General features: G+C 45.6%; 19 protein-coding genes. 7 read left to right on the top strand and 12 right to left on the bottom strand.

Features of this window, described 5'->3' with window-relative positions; translation table 11 throughout:
• Nucleotides 1-24 precede the first annotated feature (24 nt).
• The 5 genes from tsaA to L3V27_RS18700 all read left to right on the top strand — a co-directional run bounded on the left by tsaA (nucleotide 25) and on the right by L3V27_RS18700 (nucleotide 3,901).
• Nucleotides 25-720, top strand: coding sequence for a tRNA (N6-threonylcarbamoyladenosine(37)-N6)-methyltransferase TrmO (gene tsaA / locus L3V27_RS18720; protein WP_109169598.1), 696 nt, complete (start codon nucleotides 25-27; stop codon nucleotides 718-720).
• 111 nt (nucleotides 721-831) lie between these two features.
• Nucleotides 832-2,547, top strand: coding sequence for a proline--tRNA ligase (locus tag L3V27_RS18715; protein WP_237312504.1), 1,716 nt, complete (start codon nucleotides 832-834; stop codon nucleotides 2,545-2,547).
• 176 nt (nucleotides 2,548-2,723) lie between these two features.
• Nucleotides 2,724-3,392, top strand: coding sequence for a tellurite resistance TerB family protein (locus tag L3V27_RS18710; protein ID WP_046874978.1), 669 nt, complete (start codon nucleotides 2,724-2,726; stop codon nucleotides 3,390-3,392).
• Nucleotides 3,393-3,503: 111 nt separating this feature from the next.
• Nucleotides 3,504-3,710, top strand: coding sequence for a YaeP family protein (locus L3V27_RS18705; RefSeq protein ID WP_005391765.1), 207 nt, complete (start codon nucleotides 3,504-3,506; stop codon nucleotides 3,708-3,710).
• On the top strand, nucleotides 3,710-3,901 hold the full coding sequence (locus tag L3V27_RS18700; RefSeq protein WP_012841490.1) for a DUF4250 domain-containing protein: 192 nt from the start codon (nucleotides 3,710-3,712) through the stop codon (nucleotides 3,899-3,901). The genes L3V27_RS18705 and L3V27_RS18700 overlap by 1 nt, the downstream gene beginning before the upstream one ends.
• A 105-nt stretch (nucleotides 3,902-4,006) precedes the next feature.
• On the opposite strand, the gene L3V27_RS18695 is transcribed toward L3V27_RS18700, so the two are convergent.
• Nucleotides 4,007-5,371 carry a sodium-dependent transporter gene (locus L3V27_RS18695; protein WP_237312502.1) on the bottom strand — a complete coding sequence of 455 codons (1,365 nt, stop codon included), beginning with the start codon at nucleotides 5,369-5,371 and terminating at the stop codon, nucleotides 4,007-4,009.
• Between the two features lie 376 nt (nucleotides 5,372-5,747).
• Between L3V27_RS18695 and L3V27_RS18690 the strand changes: the two genes are divergently transcribed.
• On the top strand, nucleotides 5,748-8,294 hold the full coding sequence (locus tag L3V27_RS18690; RefSeq protein ID WP_237312500.1) for an Ig-like domain-containing protein: 2,547 nt from the start codon (nucleotides 5,748-5,750) through the stop codon (nucleotides 8,292-8,294).
• A 134-nt stretch (nucleotides 8,295-8,428) separates the two neighbouring features.
• On the opposite strand, the gene L3V27_RS18685 is transcribed toward L3V27_RS18690, so the two are convergent.
• Nucleotides 8,429-9,172 carry a YggN family protein gene (locus L3V27_RS18685; protein WP_005385316.1) on the bottom strand — a complete coding sequence of 248 codons (744 nt, stop codon included), beginning with the start codon at nucleotides 9,170-9,172 and terminating at the stop codon, nucleotides 8,429-8,431.
• A 61-nt stretch (nucleotides 9,173-9,233) separates the two neighbouring features.
• The gene (locus L3V27_RS18680; protein WP_237312498.1) at nucleotides 9,234-9,713 is read right to left on the bottom strand and encodes a GreA/GreB family elongation factor; all 480 of its coding nucleotides are present in this window, start codon (nucleotides 9,711-9,713) and stop codon (nucleotides 9,234-9,236) included.
• Nucleotides 9,714-9,789: 76 nt separating this feature from the next.
• On the opposite strand from L3V27_RS18680, the gene L3V27_RS18675 reads away from it, so the two are divergent.
• Entirely contained in the window at nucleotides 9,790-11,715 is a 1,926-nt protein-coding gene (locus L3V27_RS18675; RefSeq protein ID WP_237312534.1) for a RecQ family ATP-dependent DNA helicase, read from the top strand.
• Here L3V27_RS18675 and dinB read toward each other — a convergent pair.
• The 9 genes from dinB to L3V27_RS18630 all read right to left on the bottom strand — a co-directional run bounded on the left by dinB (nucleotide 11,712) and on the right by L3V27_RS18630 (nucleotide 19,230).
• The gene (gene dinB, locus L3V27_RS18670) at nucleotides 11,712-12,740 is read right to left on the bottom strand and encodes a DNA polymerase IV (protein ID WP_230198196.1); all 1,029 of its coding nucleotides are present in this window, start codon (nucleotides 12,738-12,740) and stop codon (nucleotides 11,712-11,714) included. The genes L3V27_RS18675 and dinB overlap by 4 nt on opposite strands.
• 111 nt (nucleotides 12,741-12,851) lie before the next feature.
• Nucleotides 12,852-13,085: a DUF2789 domain-containing protein gene (locus tag L3V27_RS18665; protein ID WP_012841486.1), complete on the bottom strand. Its 234-nt coding sequence runs from the start codon at nucleotides 13,083-13,085 to the stop codon at nucleotides 12,852-12,854.
• A gap of 231 nt (nucleotides 13,086-13,316) precedes the next feature.
• Nucleotides 13,317-13,550, bottom strand: coding sequence for a (Na+)-NQR maturation NqrM (nqrM, locus tag L3V27_RS18660; protein WP_005436655.1), 234 nt, complete (start codon nucleotides 13,548-13,550; stop codon nucleotides 13,317-13,319).
• Between the two features lie 22 nt (nucleotides 13,551-13,572).
• Nucleotides 13,573-14,577, bottom strand: a complete 1,005-nt coding sequence (locus tag L3V27_RS18655; RefSeq protein ID WP_237312496.1) for an FAD:protein FMN transferase — start codon at nucleotides 14,575-14,577, stop codon at nucleotides 13,573-13,575.
• A 155-nt stretch (nucleotides 14,578-14,732) separates the two neighbouring features.
• Complete coding sequence (nqrF, locus tag L3V27_RS18650) at nucleotides 14,733-15,956, bottom strand: NADH:ubiquinone reductase (Na(+)-transporting) subunit F (protein WP_005380271.1); 1,224 nt, start codon at nucleotides 15,954-15,956, stop codon at nucleotides 14,733-14,735.
• Between the two features lie 33 nt (nucleotides 15,957-15,989).
• Nucleotides 15,990-16,586 carry an NADH:ubiquinone reductase (Na(+)-transporting) subunit E gene (gene nqrE / locus L3V27_RS18645; protein WP_005380270.1) on the bottom strand — a complete coding sequence of 199 codons (597 nt, stop codon included), beginning with the start codon at nucleotides 16,584-16,586 and terminating at the stop codon, nucleotides 15,990-15,992.
• Between the two features lie 7 nt (nucleotides 16,587-16,593).
• Nucleotides 16,594-17,226 carry an NADH:ubiquinone reductase (Na(+)-transporting) subunit D gene (locus L3V27_RS18640; protein ID WP_005380269.1) on the bottom strand — a complete coding sequence of 211 codons (633 nt, stop codon included), beginning with the start codon at nucleotides 17,224-17,226 and terminating at the stop codon, nucleotides 16,594-16,596.
• The gene (locus L3V27_RS18635; RefSeq protein ID WP_006742550.1) at nucleotides 17,226-17,996 is read right to left on the bottom strand and encodes a Na(+)-translocating NADH-quinone reductase subunit C; all 771 of its coding nucleotides are present in this window, start codon (nucleotides 17,994-17,996) and stop codon (nucleotides 17,226-17,228) included. The genes L3V27_RS18640 and L3V27_RS18635 overlap by 1 nt, the downstream gene beginning before the upstream one ends.
• Nucleotides 17,986-19,230, bottom strand: a complete 1,245-nt coding sequence (locus L3V27_RS18630) for an NADH:ubiquinone reductase (Na(+)-transporting) subunit B (RefSeq protein WP_006742551.1) — start codon at nucleotides 19,228-19,230, stop codon at nucleotides 17,986-17,988. The genes L3V27_RS18635 and L3V27_RS18630 overlap by 11 nt, the downstream gene beginning before the upstream one ends.
• Nucleotides 19,231-19,233: the final 3 nt, after the last annotated feature.

Raw genomic sequence — 19,233 nt, 5'->3', positions numbered from 1 at the left:
AATGAATTCTTAAAGATGTCCACCATGTATTCCATTGAACCCATCGGCGTCATTGAGACACCGTACAAAGAAAAGTTTGCAGTACCGCGCCAGCCTCGCTTAGTACCAACAGCGAAAGCACGCGTAAAACTGTTAGGCGCAGCGAATAGCCCTGAAGCAGTGCGTGGGCTAGAACAGTTCTCTCACGTTTGGCTGTTATTTTTGTTTGATCAAAATCTGGAAGCAGGTTGGAAGCCAACCGTCCGTCCACCACGACTGGGCGGCAATGAACGAATAGGTGTCTTTGCCTCACGCTCGACTTTCCGCCCAAACGGAATCGGAATGTCAGCCGTTGAAGTGAAAGGAGTCACTAAGCAAGGCGATCAAATCTATCTTGATCTAGGCAGTGTTGATCTCGTGGATGGCACACCGATTGTGGACATTAAGCCCTATATCCCCTATTCGGACTCTATTCCAGAAGCACAAGGCGGATACGCAGACCAAGAACCAGAAAAGTCACAAGTCAACTTTTCTGCTCAAGCATTAGCAACGATAGAAAATCGATCCGATACTGACTATGTAAGATCAGTCATTGAACAAGTTCTGGCCCAAGATCCTCGTCCTGCATACAAGAAAAACAAGCCGGACGACAAAGAATATGCGGTAAATTTGTTCGACTTGAACGTAAAGTTCACAGCAACAAGCAACTTAATAACGGTTACCGCTATTGAAAGCTTTTGACAAACGCAATTGGCTGATATTATAGGCGGCTAATAAATTTCCCTTTCGGGAACTCCTATACTCCAGCTTATTCAAGCTTGAGTATCTAACTTAAATAAACGGATAAATTTAATGCGTACCAGTAATTATCTTCTTTCTACTCTGAAGGAGACTCCAAACGACGCAGAAGTAGTGAGCCACCAGCTCATGCTACGTGCAGGTATGATCCGTAAGCTGGCTTCAGGTCTATACACCTGGCTACCTACTGGTCTACGTGTACTGCGTAAAGTCGAAAACATCGTTCGTCAAGAAATCGACAATGCAGGTGCAGTCGAAACTTTGATGCCCGTTGTTCAGCCGTTTGAACTATGGGAAGAGACAGGCCGCAGCGAAAAGATGGGTCCTGAGCTACTTCGCTTTACTGACCGTCATGTTCGTCCGTTTGTACTTAGCCCAACCGCTGAAGAAGTGATCACTAGCCTTGTTCGCAATGAAGTGAGCTCTTACAAACAGCTTCCGCTAAACCTGTACCAAATCCAAACCAAATTCCGTGACGAACGTCGTCCACGCTTCGGTGTAATGCGTTCACGTGAATTCTCAATGATGGATGCGTACAGCTTTGACATTGATAAAGACGGCCTACAAAAGTCATACGACGCAATGCACGATGCTTACTGCAAAGCATTCGATCGCATGGGCCTGGATTACCGTCCTGTACTAGCAGATAGCGGTGCTATCGGTGGTAGCGGCTCTCAAGAGTTCCACGTACTGGCTGAAAGTGGCGAAGACATCATCGCATTCTCTAGCGAGTCAGATTACGCGGCAAATATTGAAAAAGCAGAAGCACTAGCTCCAGCCTCTGAAGCAGCGGCACCAACGCAAGAAATGACGTTGGTAGATACGCCAAACGCAAAAACAATCGCTGAATTGGTTGAACAGTTCGAGCTGCCAATTGAAAAAACAGTGAAAACTTTGTTTGTGAAAGCGTCTGACGAAGTTGATGCACCAATCATCGCGCTTATCATTCGTGGCGATCATGAGCTGAACGAAGTGAAAGCAGAGAACCTTCCTCAAGTTGCAGCTCCACTAGAGATGGCATCTGAAGAAGAAATTCGTGAGCTTATCGGTGCTGGTCCTGGTTCACTAGGCCCTGTTGGTCTTAAACTGCCGTTCATCGTTGACCGCAGCGTAGCAGTAATGAGTGATTTCGGTGCGGGTGCGAACATCGATGGCAAACACTACTTCGGCATTAACTGGGGTCGTGACGCAGAGCTTGGTCAAGTTGAAGACCTACGCAACGTGGTTGAAGGCGATCCAAGCCCATGTGGTAAAGGCATTATCCAGCTTAAGCGTGGTATCGAAGTTGGCCATATCTTCCAACTTGGCAACGCTTACTCCGCAGCGATGAACTGTGGTGTACTTGGTCCTGATGGTAAGAACGTCATCCTAGAAATGGGCTGTTACGGCATCGGCATCACTCGCGTCGTAGCGGCTGCTATTGAGCAAAACCATGACAAATACGGCATCATCTGGCCAGATGCAATCGCACCATTCCAGGTTGCGATCGTTCCAATGAACATGCACAAGTCAGAAGAAGTAAAAGAAGCCGCTGAGAAGTTGTACGCTGAGCTAACGGCAATGGGCATCGAAGTACTATTTGATGATCGTAAAGAACGCCCAGGTGTAATGTTCTCTGATATGGAGCTTATTGGTGTACCGCATACCATTATTATCGGTGACCGCTCGATGAAAGAAGGCAACTTCGAATACAAGAACCGTGCTACTGGTGAGAAAACGCCAGTCGCAATGACTGATATTATCGAGCACGTAAAAGCTCAACTAAAGTAAGCGCTCGACGAGTTCGCATTTGAAGTAATTTCAAATAATTAGAAAGGGTTGGCTTCGGTCAGCCCTTTTTTATTACTGGGCAACCTTACTACTCCCCTTTAGATCTATTCACTTTGTTAATCTTTGGTTCAGCTTCTTGCTATTAAACTGATTTCATCATCTAAAGGAGGTCAGTTATGGATTTAAAAAGTCTTCTAAACCAAGCACTCAAATCAGACTTACTCAAGCAAGGGGCTGATGCGTTAGGTAAACAAACTAACAACATCAAATCCTCATCAAACTCAAGTAGCCTGAAAACGCTAGGAGCAGGTGCCGTTGGCGGAGGCCTTATCGGTATGCTGATGGGCTCGAAGAAAAGTAAAAAAATGACCAAGAAAATAGGCTCGGGCGCATTAAAAGTCGGTGGCGCTGCTGCGCTTGGAGCATTAGCCTACAAAGTTTATAACGACTGGCAAGCCAAACAGTCCGGTCAAGGTGTTCATGAGACCTTTGATCCCGATGACAGCAAACACAGTGTACTAATTTTAAAAGCAATGATTGGAGCCGCAAAAGCCGATGGCCATGTCGATGAAGAGGAAATGGCCCGCATCGAGCAAGCCCTCGCGGATATGGGCGCAGATGAGCACGTACGTCAACTCGTTCAGCAAGAACTAAACAAACCGCTTGATCCTGCTGAAATTGCTAATCAGGCGACCTCTCCCCAACAAGCGTCAGAAATTTATCTCGCGTCTTTGATTGTTGCTGATGAGCAAAACTTCATGGAAAAAGCGTATTTGCAAGAACTGGCAAAACAACTTCAGCTTTCACCAGAAGTCACTCAGCAGTTAGAAGTACAAATGCAGTGATTAAATCTCGCTCAAGCAACTCCTCAACTTGAGCCAAAACAACTCTGCACTTTGAGTTTCAAATCTGCTGTGTGTATATTGAGATAAGTTATCATTTAGTGGAAAGAAAACATGCAAGTATACGGCTGTTGTGAACTGGTTCGTGAGCTTTATGCTCAAATTGGTAGTGGCGATCAAGCTTACATTCCTCAGGCAATTTCATGTGCTGTTAAAGCGCTGAACGATGTTGCGGCGGATGAGTCTTTGCCTAAAGAAGTGCGTGAAAAAGCGGCATTTGCTGCGGCAAACCTACTGATTTCAGATTTTGAGGATAAGTAATGAATCTAGCGAACTTTGAATCCATGGATCCTGTCATGCTCATGAGCATTGTAAATATGAAGCTACGCGACGACTTCGGTGGTGACTTAGATAAACTGGTAGCTTTCTTCGATATCGATCGCACAGCACTAGAAGCAAAACTGGCTTCTGCTGGTTTTGACTTTCTTCCAGAAGCAGGACAATTCCGTTAACCCGCAGCAATCACCGCGGGTAACTGAAACGGGGAATAACCAACATGAAAAAGGGCTTGATGATCACTCATCAAGCCCTTCTCTTTTGTCCAATAGACGTTTCGATTAGCCGAATGAAGCCCATATGACCGTAGCCACAAGAATTGGACATACAAACTTCACATACGCAGGCCATAACTTACCAAACCAACCTTGCGTAAACTCCGGGCAACCTTGCTCAAGCTCTTTGATTTTTGAGTTGCGATTCCATACCCAACCACCAAATAAGCAGAATAAGAGCGCAGCGGTTGGTTGTAGATACTGAGTAGCAACCGTCGCGACCATACCAAACAGAGCGCCAAAGTTATAAACAATCACCACACTGAGCAAGGCGATGAGACCACCTAAAACCCAGCTCGTTGCGCTACGCTTAGTGTTGAAACGCTCACTCACTAACGCCACTGGACACTCTAACATTGAAATTGAAGACGTTAGCGCCGCAATCGTCAGCAATAAAAAGAACACAATAGAGAACAATTGACCAAGCAAACCTAAGCTATCAAACATCAACGGCAATACGGTAAATACCAACGTATCAGAGCTTAATAGAGAGCCATCTTCAGCATAGATTTGAACGCCTTTTTGCATCGCAACAAACATCGCTGGCATCACCACTAACCCTGCAATGAAAGCAACGGCAGTATCTACCATGGTCACGTTCATCGCCATCTTTGGTAGGTTCTCTTTCTTACTCAAGTAAGAGCCATAAATCAGCATTGAACAGCCACCGATCGTAAGCGAGAAGAAGCCTTGCCCCATTGCAGCAAGAATCAACTTGCGGTCCCATACCTTTTCGAAATCCGGTACCAAGTAATGCTTTAGCCCTTCCATCGCACCGTTTTGCGTCATGATGTAAGCAAACAGCAGGGCAAACAGAACAAACAATGCTGGCATCAAGCGTGTTGACCACTTCTCAATACCTTGTTTTACTCCACCTTGTACGATAAGAATTGTTAGCACATAAAAAGTAATAGTTCCGAACAAGTTACGTTCAACGCTAAAGCCCTTTAGCCATTGAGTTGCAGCTTCTAACCCCATTAGATCTGTGATTGCACCCAGTAAAAAGCAGATCAACCAACCACCGACAATAGAGTAAAACGCTAAAACAGCGCTTGGTACGCTTAAACCAATCCAGCCCACAATACCGCCGAGCTTTTTACCTACCGGATGATTGGTAAGCGAGCACATACTATCCACCGGGTTGGCTTGACCATGACGACCAATCGCCATTTCAACCACCAGCATAGGAAATGCGACGATAAGAATCATCACCAAATAAACCAACAGGAAAGCACCGCCGCCATTACTGGCAGCTTGGGTTGGAAAGCCCCAAATATTGCCAAGGCCAACTGCGGCACCTGCGGCTGCTAAGATGAATCCGAGACGAGAGCCAAAATGCTCACGAGGCTGAGAAGAGGTTTGCTGTGTCATACTACTCACACAAAATATCATTGAACTAGCTAACTAGTACACTATAGCAATATTCACTATTCAACAAGAGCACTCCGGTTAAATACTCGACAGTTGAAACAATTCACAGTCATTCAGCTTGTAAATTTTAACGTACATCTCACATTCATCATTCTAAGACCTGGCGACTTTTGTCTTTTTCACACGCCTAGAATTTGTGATTCTCCCATCGTGAAGTGAGCCGAAAAATAATGAGCTTTGGTGTAAGGAACGAATAGTTCCTCGTGATACTGTGTCGAAAAGCAGAATATTGTGCTTCGCTTTTTCCCCCTTATGTCTATTTATCAGCTAGTTATTACTCTGTTCTCATTTATATCCATGACTCAAGGAGAGGAAAATGAAGGTCACTCTACTTCACGGAGCGATGGTTGCAGCACTCAGCGTCAGCTACCAAGCTCAAGCCTATAACTGCCAAAGCCTACCCGACTGGGACAGCACTGCGACTTATACATCGGGCACTTTAGTAAAAACGCAAGGAGCCGCTTACGAGGCCGCGTATTGGACGCAAGGCAATGACCCTGTTACCAATTCAGGGGCTTGGGAGGCATGGAAAGCGTTAGGGCAATGTGATGGTGGAAGCAACAACCTAGAGCCAACAGTGTCATTCTCCTCTCCAACAAACAACGCACAAATTCCCGAAGGCAGTGCGATCACCTTGCTAGCCAACGCAGCCGACGAAGATGGCCAAATCGCACAAGTTGAGTTTGTTGCAGGCAACCAAACGGTTGCTGCGGTAACTCAAGCACCATTCGAAGCATCTTGGACCGCTATTGAAGGTGTCTCGCAATTGACCGCGATTGCGACCGATAATGAGGGAGCCGTTACCACCACGACGATTTCTATCCAAGTTCAACCACAAGTCGAGTTGCCACCACCTAGTATTTCACTGACAAGCCCATCGGGAACGGAAGCGCTTAACGTGGGTGGGAACCTCACGGTGGCCGCTCAAGCTGATGATATTGATGGTGTGGTCACACAAGTTGAGTTCTTCGTGAACAATCAATCCGTTGCGATTGATACCAGCGTACCTTACGAATATCAATGGACCGCGAGTGCTGGTACACATTCGTTTAAAGCACAAGCGACTGATGACACAAACCTCTCAACCATGAGCCAAGAAATAACGCTTGTTGTTAGTAATTCAGAAACAGGGACGGGCGGATGTGCAGATGCAGTGCCTTACGCGGCGGGAACGAGTTATCAAGTTGGCGACCTAGTTTCTCACTTCAACCAAAAATATCGTTGTGACGTTGCGGGTTGGTGTTCCTCGGATGCGACATGGGCTTACGAGCCTGGTGAAGGGTTATATTGGCAAGATGCTTGGAGTGGCCTAGGTGCTTGTTCGACACCACCGCAAGTTGCCATTACGACACCAACGGATGGACAAGTTGTGCTCGCTGGCAGCAATAACGAAATCACGGCTAACGCAAGCGATGCTGATGGCACAGTCACGCAAGTTGAGTTTTTTGCGAACAACACCAGCTTAGGGGTCATCACTCAAGCACCATATTCCGTTACTTGGAACGCCACACTTATTGGCGCTAACCAGCTTAAAGCCGTCGCAACCGATAATGATAACAACACGTCAGAGTCCTTGGTTGGTGTGGAAGTCAGCGATAAAGATTTGGTCGTCTCACTGACTTCACCAAGTAGCGGTCAAACCGTCGGCTTAGGCAAAAACCTCACATTAAGTGCCAATGCAACGTCTTTAACCTCAGGCATTAAACACGTTGATTTCATGGTCAATGGTGCAGTTGTCGCCACAGATACGACTGCGCCTTATTCTGTGAACTGGACACCAGCCGCAATCGGACAGTTTACCGTAAGCGCCCAAGCTGTGGATTTGTCAGGAAGCAATGCATTGTCTGACGCAGCAGCAATAACGGTGGTTGAGCAAGCAGAGAAACGTCATAAACTCATCGGTTACTGGCACAATTTTGTAAATGGGGCTGGCTGTCCAATTCGTCTAGCGGATATGGCTGATGCGTGGGATGTGATTGATATTGCCTTTGCCGAAAATGACCGCAACAGTGATGGTACCGTGCACTTTAATCTATATTCAGGCGATATTTACAGCGATTGTCCAGCACTCGATCCAACACAATTCAAGCAGGACATGGCAGCGCTTCAAGCTAAAGGTAAGAAGTTTGTTCTCTCTCTTGGCGGCGCAGAAGGCACGATTACGCTGAATACCGATCAAGACGAAGCCAACTTTGTCTCTAGCCTAACAGGTCTTATCGCTGAGTGGGGCTTTGATGGTCTTGATGTGGATTTAGAGAGTGGATCTAACTTGGTTCATGGCTCGCAAATTCAAGCTCGCCTTGGTCGTGCTTTGCTTCAAATAGAGCAAAATATGGGTGGCGACATGTACCTAACCATGGCACCTGAGCATCCTTATGTTCAAGGCGGCTATTTGGCTTACAGCGGTATTTGGGGAGCTTACATTCCTGTGATAAACGAGACACGCAGCACGCTCGACCTACTTCACGTCCAGCTATATAACAACGGTGGCTTGCCAAACCCATATCTGCCAGGCAGTGCACCAGAAGGCTCTGTGGATATGATGGTAGCGCAATCTAAAATGCTTATAGAAGGCTTTGAATTGGCCGACGGCACTCAGTTTGCACCACTACGTGATGATCAAGTCGCAATCGGCTTACCTTCAGGTCCTAGCTCGGCAAATTCAGGGCAGGCTCCGACACAGAATATTATCAGCGCACTAGATTGTTTAACCAAAGGCACTTCATGTGGCACCGTTAAGCCAGCGTTCAATTACCCGAATTATGCAGGGGTAATGACGTGGTCTATCAACTGGGATCAGCATGATGGTTTTAATTTCTCAAAACCTGTCGGCGATAAGCTCACCGAGATGAACGCGCAATAAGCTATCAAAGAACAAGCGGGTAAAACGGAAATATCGTCTTGCTTTCATTAATTGTTCAAGTATGTAAAAACGAAAAGAGAGCACAATTGTGCTCTCTTTCTTTATACCATTGAGTTCTACTTTTTGAAGGGTAATTAAATCGTAAATACTCGGTAATCTTTTAGCTCAGGGATTTTCTTCAACAGATCGTCTTCTTGCCCTGCCATGTCATCCAGCGAATCGCACAAGTCTTCTGCTTGTTGTTCTACCTCTTTCGAATGCTCAGCTAAACGCTCTTCTACTTTCGCGCTGAGCTCAGCCATACTCTCTGATAATGCAGTGAGGTTTATCCCTCCCTCTTCCTTCATTTTTTTCGATAAAGCATCCAACGAACTGGCTAAAAACTCTTTATTGAAGATCTCTTGTGCTTTTGCAAAGTCTTCAGTCCACCCTTGTGTCATGGACTCAAAACTTTCCGCTGGTAGAATGAAATCACCATCTTTGTAGTAACGTGATTCAACATCAGCGAAAAAGTCCTGTACTGCGACTTTGACGTTATCAAACGCGCCAGGTGCGTCTAGGCTTTCCGCAACATCATCGATGATGTCATTTGCAAGCGCTAAACCATCACTCGCCAACTGCTTTGCTTGTGGAATATACGCGTTCATTTTTTCGCGATAGTCTTCAATTGCCGCTTTTTGGTCGGCATTGAGTTCAATTAGCTCACCTTTGATGAATAGGTTGTTATCCTCATCCACGACAGCTTTATCACCTGTCGTTTGGCGAATTTCCAAGCTTTGCCCATCCATACGGACTTCATTATTGATGTCCACACGACACTGCGCTGCATAACCAGTAGCACTGACCATCAGCAATGAGAGTGTAAAAAGCTTTTTCATGTCATTCTCTTTTATTTAACATTACTCGTGTTAAACATAACACTGAGTGATACATGAGATGTCAGCAAACCGTCACGACTTCGTAACAAGTTGTTTTTTCTCCTATTTTCACATCAATCTCATCACCTTCTTCTTTCCCGAATAACGCTCGACCAAGAGGAGATTTTGCTGTTAAGACAAAGACTTCCTGAGCCTGATATTTAACAGTCAGACCACCAGAACAAGGGCCTACAAAGAAGTGCTTTTCAAGCAAATTCTCATCTGCGAGAACGACGTAAGCACCTACACCAACAGGTGCGCCTTTAAACTCGCGAGTCACTAGAGCGCGATATTGACGCAGCTCGTCTTCACTCTCTTGGATTCGCATAGCTTGTCCATGAGCAAGATACGCGGCTTCAAGTGCTAACGTATCGTACTTATGCTCGGGAACAGTTTCTTCATCTGTCGCGGCATCAATGGCTCGCTGAGCCGATGCATGGGCCACTTGAAGTTTTTCTTCCAGATGTTGGATGATAATTTGGACTAAGTCAGCTTTACTCATACTTTTAGGACGCGCGTTTGGCACTCAGGGTGTGTTAATGTACCTAAGTTTACCATCAAAGAAAGGTTTCCCTATTATGCAAAGTGACTCGCTGCATCAAACACTTCAATCCGTATTTGGTTTTGACTCATTACGCCAAGGTCAACAACCCGTAATTGAAGCGGTTATGAATGGTTACTCTGCTGCGGCCATCTTTCCTACAGGTTCGGGTAAGTCTCTCTGTTACCAATTACCAGCAACCGTATTGCCCAATCTTATGTTGGTGATCTCGCCGTTGTTGGCGTTAATGAAAGATCAGCTGAACTTTTTGCAAAGTAAAGGGATCCCGGCCGCTTCTATCGATAGCAGTCAAAGCAGAGAAGAGTCACAACGCGTCATGGCAGGGGTAAAAAATGGACAGATCAAAATATTGATGATTTCTGTTGAGCGCCTAAAAAACGAGCGTTTTCGTGAGTTCATTCGCCAAGTACCGATCTCTTTGATGGTGGTTGATGAAGCGCACTGTATTTCCGAATGGGGACATAACTTCCGCCCTGATTATCTCAAGCTACCGCAATATCAACGTGAACTGAACATTCCACAATCTTTGCTTCTCACTGCAACAGCAACGCCCGCAGTTATTGAAGACATGAAACAAAAGTTCGATATTGCCAGTGAACATATTACCGTTACAGGCTTCTACCGCCCCAATCTGGATATCTCGGTTATCCCATGCGAGGAAGCAACGAAACAAGAAAAGCTAAGTGAAATCATCGCCTCTTCTCCTAAGCTTCCGACTATCGTATACGTGACACAACAGCAGACAGCAGAGCAAGTAGCAAAATCACTAATCCATATTGGCATTAATGCTCACGCGTACCATGCGGGTATGAAAAGCGACATCCGTGAACAAATCCAACAGCAGTTTATGGATAGCCAAATTGACTGTATTGTTGCCACGATTGCATTTGGTATGGGGGTCGATAAATCTGATATCCGCCGCGTCATTCACTTCGACTTACCCAAATCGATCGAGAACTACGCACAAGAGATTGGACGTGCAGGCAGGGACGGGCAACGTTCTGAGTGCATTCTGCTGGGCAATACGTCCGGCTTAACGGTGTTGGAAAACTTTGTCTATGGTGACACACCTGAACTAACCTCGATTAACTATGTAGTCGGGCAAGCGAAAGAACATGCTCCACAATGGGAGGTAGTGCCACTGCGTTTATCGCGTGAAAGTAATATCCGCCAATTGCCACTCAAAACCTTGTTGGTTTATTTGGAGCTACATAAACTCATTGAAGCAAAATACAGTTACTTTGCGGAATATCGCTTTAAGTTTTTGCACGATCAGCAATTTATTGTGAATCAATTTCAAGGCGAGCGACGTCAATTCGTGGAGGCTATTTTCTCCTGCTCGCAAAAAGCCAAAGTGTGGTGCCAAGTTGACCTAGAAGCGTTATGGATGAACTATCAATCGGAACGCAGCCGAGTTGTCGCAGCCCTCGACTATTTTCACCAGAATGGTTGGATAGAGCTAGAGAGCAAACAACTGACCGACGTGTACTCAGTTTCGCCAACCACACAGAGCTCTGATGTTTTAATCCAACAACTGTATGAACTGTTCCAATCCAAAGAAAGCAAAGATATCGAAAGAATTCACACCATGCTGCGCTTGTTCCAGTCAGAGCACTGTTTGAGCTCACAATTGGCGAACTACTTTGCTGACCACAATGCACCAGAGCAATGTGGTCACTGCTCCGTGTGTCGCGGTCAAGTCGCCTCGTTCCCAACACCACAAGGTGAGGATATTGAGCCACCTCAAGTAGCTATGTGGGTGCAGGAATTTATTCAGCTCTCCCCTTCCGCTATCAGCAATGATGCTGTCGCCCGCTTCTTGTGTGGAATTAGTACCCCTTTAATTAGCCAGCTAAAAGCTTCAAAACTGGCGGGTTATGGTGCGATGGCCAATACAAGCTTTGAACAAGTATTAGCTCAGGTAGAAGCAGTAAGAGCCTAGAAAAAGCTCAATTGGCGCGCTTGGTTCTCGGGCTTGAGCATCACGTTCAAGCCTAAAAGGCGTATTTCCCGTCCGTTTTGGCGCTTAAGAATATCTCTTAGCAAGATCTTGAAGTCCTCAAGCTCTAATTGCGGATGGATATGCTCAATTGTTGTCAGTTGAAAGTCGGCAAATTTAACTTTAATACCTTGTTTAATAATCGATTTATCTGGGCTTGCACGCTCTAAGCGTTTCTCGAGTTCAGGATAAAGTTTATCCTCGATCACTTGCCAACATTCATCATAGCTCGAGATATTCTGGCTAAATGTCCGTTCCACACCGACGGATTTCCTCTCTCGCTCAACGACGACTTCTCGATTATCAATTCCATGGCTACGCTGCCATAAAGAGGCCCCCTGACGACCAAACTGCCTCAGCAATTCACGATAGTCGCTGTTTTTAATATCCTCACATCGATAAAAGCCCGCTTGATGCAATTTCTCAAGACTCACCTTCCCTACTCCAGGAATGTTTTCCAGCGGAAGTGTATCGATAACTTCCTGAACCTTATCTGGTGGGATAACAAACTGACCGTTGGGTTTATTCATATCAGAGGCGACTTTGGCAAGGAACTTAATCGGTGCAATGCCCGCCGATGCCGTCAGCCCAAGCTCATTCCATATGTCGCGTCGAATAGACTCCGCGATCAACGTTGCGGAGCCACGACAAGCTGTCGAGTCCGTAACATCGAGGTATGCTTCATCTAATGAGAGAGGTTCAATGATAGGCGTATAACGCTCAAAAATAGCACGAATCTGCTGAGAGACTTGTTTGTACACGTGCATTCGACCGGGAACGACTAGTAAATGGGGGCAGAGTTGCAATGCTCGCGCCGTTGACATTGCACTACGAACGCCATATTTGCGCGCCTCATAATTGCAGGTGCTAATCACACCACGCTGTTTTTCATGACCGCCAACGGCGAGTGCAATGCCACGATAACTAGGATTATCTCTCATCTCAACGGCAGCATAAAAACAATCCATATCGACGTGAATGATTTTTCTGATTCGGTCTGACATAGCCATTAAATACTGTTCAAAAAAACAGTATAAATTAAATCTGCCTTGATAGAAATGAGAGTTTGTAAACGTGCCTTAATCTCGTAACATCACATCAAGCTGATCGACCAACTCTGCCCAGTCTGCGTCTTCTTCAATGGCTTGTTTGAGAAATGTGGCCTGCGAACTTGTCCAAAAGCTGGCTTCATGCAGAGGGGCTGAAGCTCTTTTGTGCCGATGTTCGTTAATAAAGTCCTTTATCTCTTGAGGAGAGCTGCCGAGGCCTAATTGTTGAAACAATTCAGCCATACCGTGTTGATGCATTTCCATATTTCCTCCTAAGTTAACGCGCTTTAGTTTGAGTATATAACCAAATAACAGTTAAGTACGGTGATTAAAGGGAAATGACTTGGCTGCGAAGTCTGCACCGACTTAAGCTTCCGGTCATCCTAGATTAAACGTAGCAAGCAAAGTATAAACTCTCAGAGAAGTAGAGCGAGAAATATAAAAAAACCCAGCTTTAGCTGGGTTATTTTGTATTACTCTTTGGATGACCGATACTTAAGCAATTCGATCTTTTTCCCATGCAGCCAATTTCTCAGCTCGCGCCGCTTCACGTGCTTCACGTTTCTTACGCGCGTCACATGGTTCTGGACAGTTACATACTTTCTCAATACCTACTGCACCAAGACCGCCACAGCTACCCTTCACTACTTTCTTCTGGAAGATGTAGCCAACAGCCATCGCTGCGATTACCGCAACAAAAACTGCAAACGTAATTAGAAATGTACTCATAAGAACATGCTCACTTCTGTTGTTATTTCTTCATGAACGGCTTGTATGCTTCCGAAGCCAGCTCTTTAAAACCATTTTCCGTCTTCACAATCATGAAAACAGGAATATTATTTTCGTTCGCAATTGCCATGCCTTTGTCCTCACCTAGCACCATAAGACCAGTTGCAAGACCATCAGCAGTCATCGACGATTTATCTAATACCGTTACAGACACCACTTTATGATGAATAGGTTTGCCTGTTCTTGGATTAATAATATGAGAGTATCTCACACCATTACTCTCAAAGTAATTACGATAGTCACCACTTGTTGCAATTGCCATGTCCCCTGGCTCAATAATTTCTTGAATTGAGCGCTCATCAATAGTCGGCTTTTCAATCGCAATGCGCCACGGCACGCCTTCACGATTCACGCCTTTGAGGCGCATTTCGCCGCCCACTTCTACCATGAAGTTATGAACCCCTTCAGATTGAAGGTAGTCAGCAACCACGTCAACCCCCCAACCTTTAGCAATAGTTGATAAATCGACATACAAGTTAGGAATATCTTTGGACAATTTATTGCCATCAACAGATAGGTGGTGAATGCCAGTATTGGCTTTGCGTGCCGCTAGCTCTTCATCTGTAGGAACGACATCAGGGCGAGCTTCTGGGCCAAAGCCCCACAGGTTAACTAAAGGACCGACTGTCACATCCAATGCGCCTAAAGTAAGACCGTTGAGACGAATCGCTTCTTTGACTACGATTGCTGTTTGTGTCGATACAGTAAATGGCTCACTCGTTTGATGCTGGTTAAAGCGACTTAATTCTGAATCATCACGGTAGGTCGACATTTGGTCATTGACTTCTTCCAGTAAGCGATCAATTTCCGTCTGCATCGCTTTTGGCGTAGGAATACCATCTTGCTCGATATATTTGATGTTATAAGAAGTCCCCATGGTAGGGCCACTTAGATGAATTTGATCTGCTGGCTGCTCACAGCCAGCCAAAATCAATAGAGAAGCGAATGCAACAAGCCACGTTTTCACTTGTTAACTCCCAATGTTGTTGAATTGATATGGGGAATGGGACCGATTACTTAAATCCAATTACCTATATCAACTGTTGAATATTATTTTTACTTCTACAAAAAATAATGGCTAGCTCTTAGAGAGCTAGCCATAGATTCAATCACTTGGAGGGATTAACCACCGAAGTCATCTAGTAGGATGTTTTCATCCTCTACACCTAGATCTTTTAGCATGCCGATAACAGCCGCATTCATCATAGGTGGACCACACATGTAGTATTCACAGTCTTCTGGCGCTTCGTGATCACGTAGGTAGTTCTCGTAAAGAACGTTGTGAATAAAGCCAGTGTAACCATCCCAGTTATCTTCTGGAAGTGGATCAGACAGTGCACAGTGCCATACGAAGTTGTCATTCTCAGCTTGTAGCATATCGAAGTCTTCTACGTAGAACATTTCACGCTTAGAACGTGCGCCGTACCAGAAAGACATCTTACGCTTAGAGTGTAGACGCTTAAGTTGGTCGAAGATGTGTGAGCGCATTGGAGCCATACCAGCACCACCACCTACGAATACCATTTCTGCATCTGTATCTTTCGCAAAGAACTCACCAAATGGACCAGAAATAGTACACTTGTCGCCTTCTTTTAGAGACCAAATGTACGAAGACATGATGCCTGGTGGTACGTCTGGGTTGTTCGGCGGCGGAGTCGCGATACGAACGTTAAGCATGATGATACCGTGCTCTTCTGGGTAGTTAGCCATTGAGTATGCACGGATTGTCTCTTCGTTAACTTTAGACTCGTAACGGAAAAGGTTGAACTTCTCCCAGTCTTCACGGTATTCCTCAGGAATATCGTAGTCTGCGTATTTCACGTGGTGAGCAGGTGCTTCAATCTGGATGTAACCACCAGCACGGAAAGGTACTGATTCGCCATCTGGAATTTGTAGCTTAAGCTCTTTGATGAATGTCGCTTTGTTATCGTTAGAGATAACGGTACATTCCCACTTCTTAACGCCGAAGATTTCTTCAGGAAGCTCGATGTCCATGTCAGTTTTCATAGCAACCTGACACGCTAGACGCTCACCTTCACGCGCTTCACCTTTAGTAATATGGTCAAGCTCGGTTGGTAGGATGTCGCCGCCACCTGATTTAACTTTTACGCGACACTGACCACATGAGCCACCGCCACCACAAGCAGAAGATACGAATACGCCAGCACCGGCTAGCGCACTCAGTAGCTTACCACCTGGTTGTGTAACGATCGCCAGAGAAGGGTCATCGTTCACAGAAATTGTAATGTCACCTGTTGGTACAAGCTTAGACTTAGCGAAAAGAATCACTAGTACTAGTGCAAGTACGATCAGAGTAAACATCACTACACCAAGAATAATGTCCATTGACTATTCCTTAATTGTTGCGGTTTACCCGACTTACAGTTGAACACCAGAGAAAGACATAAAGCCTAACGCCATAAGACCTACAGTGATAAATGTGATGCCAAGACCACGTAGACCTGGAGGTACGTCAGAGTACTTCATCTTCTCACGGATACCTGCAAGAGCAACGATTGCCAGCATCCAGCCCACACCAGAGCCGAAACCGTAAACGATAGATTCAGCAAAGTTGTAGTCACGTTGTACCATGAAAGATACACCACCGAAGATTGCACAGTTTACTGTGATCAGCGGTAGGAAGATGCCTAGCGCGTTGTACAAAGGTGGGAAGAAACGGTCTAGAACCATCTCTAGAATCTGTACAAGTGCTGCAATTACACCGATAAAGGTGATGAAGTTTAGGAAGCTAAGGTCCACGCCCTCAACTAACGCGTTCTCTCTCAGAACTAGGTTGTATACTAGGTTGTTCACAGGAACAGCGATAGTCAGTACTACCACAACTGCAACACCTAGGCCGAAAGAGGTCTTAACCTTCTTAGATACGGCAAGGAAAGTACACATACCTAGGAAGAAAGACAGAGCCATGTTTTCGATGAAAATCGATTTAACTAACAGACTAATGTAATGTTCCATGACGTCCTTACTCCTTCGCTTCTACTTGTTCTGGTTTCAGAATACGGATTACCCAGATAAGGAAGCCGATTAGGAAGAATGCTGATGGTGCTAGTAGCATTAGGCCGTTAGGCTGGTACCAACCACCGTTGCTCACTAGAGGTAGAACTTCTAGGCCAAATAGCTTGCCTGAGCCAAATAGCTCACGGAAGAAACCTACAGTGATAAGAACGAAACCGTAACCTAGACCGTTACCAATACCGTCAATAAGAGATGGTACTGGCGCAGACTTCATTGCGAATGCTTCAGCACGACCCATTACGATACAGTTAGTGATAATCAGACCAACGAATACAGATAGCTGTTTAGAGATATCGTATAGGTAAGCTTTTAGCACCTGGTCTACCACGATTACTAGCGATGCGATAATTGCCATCTGAACGATGATACGCACACTGTTAGGAATGTGGTTACGGATCAATGAAACAGAGAAGTTAGACAGCGCAGTTACAAATGTTACCGCTAGCGTCATTACAAAAGCTGTTTCTAGTTTAGTTGTTACTGCAAGAGCAGAACATACACCAAGAACTTGTAGCGCGATTGGGTTGTTATCCAATACTGGCGCTAGAATGCTCTTTTTAACGTTTTGTGCACTAGACATTAGTTAAGTTCTCCGTCACGAACTTTTGCTAGGAAAGGACCAAAGCCCTTGTCACCTAACCAGAAGTCAAATGTGTGTTGAACACCATTACTAGTGAGCGTTGCTCCTGATAGGCCATCAACACCGTGCTCAGAACCTTGCGGTGCGCCGCCTTTCACGACCTTAATCGCTGGCTGATGATCTTCATTGTACAATTTCTTGCCAATGAATTGATCGCGCCATGAAGGGTTCTCTACTTCACCACCAAGTCCAGGAGTTTCACCTTGCTCGTAGTAAGTAATAGCAGACACAGTGTTACCATCAGTTTCAACGGCTACAAAGGCATACATCATCGACCATAGTCCTTTACCGTGCATAGGCAAGATAACTTTTTGGACTTCATCTTGGTCTTTTACTAAGTACACCACTGCTGTATTCGCACGACGACGGATATCAGCGACGTCTTCTTCTGGTGTCAATGCGATTGAACGTTCTGCATCTTTTGATGCTTCACGCTGATCGTACGTAGATGCATTACCCTCAGTAAAGTTACCTGTTTCAAGGTCTACCAGACGAGGTTCGATGTACTCAGCAAATAGCTCTGGTACTTTCTTACCGTTCGCGTCAATGCCTGCAACTTCAACGATCTTTGATTGCTTATCTAGGACAGCGTTAGCTTTTTGCTTATCACGCAGACCTACTGCTGCTGTTGATACGATGATTGAACAAACAAGGCTCAACCCGATAACAACACCCAGCGTCTTTTTAATGCTGTCGTTATTACTTGCCATAGCGTGCTAGTCTCCGCTTGATGTTCTTCTCAATCACTACATGGTCGAACAGAGGTGCGAATAGGTTCGCGAATAGAATCGCCAGCATCATACCTTCTGGGTACGCCGGGTTAACTACACGGATCATCACACACATTGCACCAATCAGGATGCCGTACCACCATTTACCTTTGTTAGTAAATGACGCTGATACTGGGTCCGTTGCCATGAAGAACATACCGAATGCAAAACCACCTAGAACTAGGTGCCAGTGCCATGGCATGTTGAACATTGGGTTAGTGTCAGAACCGATCACGTTAAACAGAGTCGATACTGCAATCATACCGATCATTACGCCCGCAATGATGCGCCATGAAGCGATTCGCATGTAAACGATCATCGCTGCACCGATCATTAGAGCTAGAGTCGATACTTCACCAATAGAGCCAGGGATGTTACCGATGAAAGCGTCCATCCAAGTGATAGGAGAACCAGTTACTGTGTTAACTAGAGCACCGTTACCACCTTGAGCCCATTGGCTAAGAGCAGTTGCACCAGAGAAGCCGTCAGCTGCAGTCCATACTACGTCACCCGAGATTTGCGCTGGGTAAGCGAAGAATAGGAATGCACGACCTGCAAGTGCAGGGTTAAGGAAGTTACGACCTGTACCACCGAAGATCTCTTTCGCAACAACAACACCAAATGTGATACCTAATGCCGCTTGCCATAGAGGTAGCGTTGGTGGAACGATAAGTGCGAACAAGATAGAAGTAACAAAGAAGCCTTCGTTTACTTCGTGCTTACGCACCATACAGAAAAGCACTTCCCAGAAACCACCAACAAGGAATACTGTTGCGTAGATAGGTAGGAAGTAGGTCGCACCTAGTAGCATCTTACTGCCAACCCCTGCATCAGCGGCAATCGTTCCGCCCAGCATTTCAGTTAGCCAGTAGTGCCAGTTACCAGAGATAACTGTCGCTAGTTGATCACCAGCATACATGTGGTTAAGCGCTGCAATAGCTTGGCCACCTGCGTTGTACATACCCCAGAACATTGCTGGGAATACCGCAAACCAAACCATGATCATGATACGTTTTAGGTCAACGCTATCACGAACGTGCGAGCTTTTATTTGTTACGATACCTGGAGTGTAAAAAACTGTTGCTACAGCTTCGTACAGGGCAAACCATTTTTCGTGTTTACCACCAGGCTCAAAATGATGCTCGATGTCTTCAAGAAACTTTTTAAGAGCCATGAA

This window comes from Vibrio sp. J2-3(2022), from assembly GCF_021725735.1.
Taxonomy (GTDB): Bacteria; Pseudomonadota; Gammaproteobacteria; order Enterobacterales; family Vibrionaceae; genus Vibrio; species Vibrio diabolicus.
This window is presented reverse-complemented; position numbering and strand designations above follow the sequence as displayed.

Bases quoted from the DNA above. Each gene is read 5' to 3' on its own strand.
- tsaA (WP_109169598.1), top strand. From the start codon at position 25: ATGTATTCCATTGAACCCATCGGCGTCATTGAGACACCGTACAAAGAA.
- L3V27_RS18715 (WP_237312504.1), top strand. From the start codon at position 832: ATGCGTACCAGTAATTATCTTCTTTCTACTCTGAAGGAGACTCCAAAC.
- L3V27_RS18710 (WP_046874978.1), top strand. From the start codon at position 2,724: ATGGATTTAAAAAGTCTTCTAAACCAAGCACTCAAATCAGACTTACTC.
- L3V27_RS18705 (WP_005391765.1), top strand. From the start codon at position 3,504: ATGCAAGTATACGGCTGTTGTGAACTGGTTCGTGAGCTTTATGCTCAA.
- L3V27_RS18700 (WP_012841490.1), top strand. From the start codon at position 3,710: ATGAATCTAGCGAACTTTGAATCCATGGATCCTGTCATGCTCATGAGC.
- L3V27_RS18695 (WP_237312502.1), bottom strand. From the start codon at position 5,371: ATGACACAGCAAACCTCTTCTCAGCCTCGTGAGCATTTTGGCTCTCGT.
- L3V27_RS18690 (WP_237312500.1), top strand. From the start codon at position 5,748: ATGAAGGTCACTCTACTTCACGGAGCGATGGTTGCAGCACTCAGCGTC.
- L3V27_RS18685 (WP_005385316.1), bottom strand. From the start codon at position 9,172: ATGAAAAAGCTTTTTACACTCTCATTGCTGATGGTCAGTGCTACTGGT.
- L3V27_RS18680 (WP_237312498.1), bottom strand. From the start codon at position 9,713: ATGAGTAAAGCTGACTTAGTCCAAATTATCATCCAACATCTGGAAGAA.
- L3V27_RS18675 (WP_237312534.1), top strand. From the start codon at position 9,790: ATGCAAAGTGACTCGCTGCATCAAACACTTCAATCCGTATTTGGTTTT.
- dinB (WP_230198196.1), bottom strand. From the start codon at position 12,740: ATGGATTGTTTTTATGCTGCCGTTGAGATGAGAGATAATCCTAGTTAT.
- L3V27_RS18665 (WP_012841486.1), bottom strand. From the start codon at position 13,085: ATGGAAATGCATCAACACGGTATGGCTGAATTGTTTCAACAATTAGGC.
- nqrM (WP_005436655.1), bottom strand. From the start codon at position 13,550: ATGAGTACATTTCTAATTACGTTTGCAGTTTTTGTTGCGGTAATCGCA.
- nqrF (WP_005380271.1), bottom strand. From the start codon at position 15,956: ATGGACATTATTCTTGGTGTAGTGATGTTTACTCTGATCGTACTTGCA.
- nqrE (WP_005380270.1), bottom strand. From the start codon at position 16,586: ATGGAACATTACATTAGTCTGTTAGTTAAATCGATTTTCATCGAAAAC.
- L3V27_RS18640 (WP_005380269.1), bottom strand. From the start codon at position 17,226: ATGTCTAGTGCACAAAACGTTAAAAAGAGCATTCTAGCGCCAGTATTG.
- L3V27_RS18635 (WP_006742550.1), bottom strand. From the start codon at position 17,996: ATGGCAAGTAATAACGACAGCATTAAAAAGACGCTGGGTGTTGTTATC.
- L3V27_RS18630 (WP_006742551.1), bottom strand. From the start codon at position 19,230: ATGGCTCTTAAAAAGTTTCTTGAAGACATCGAGCATCATTTTGAGCCT.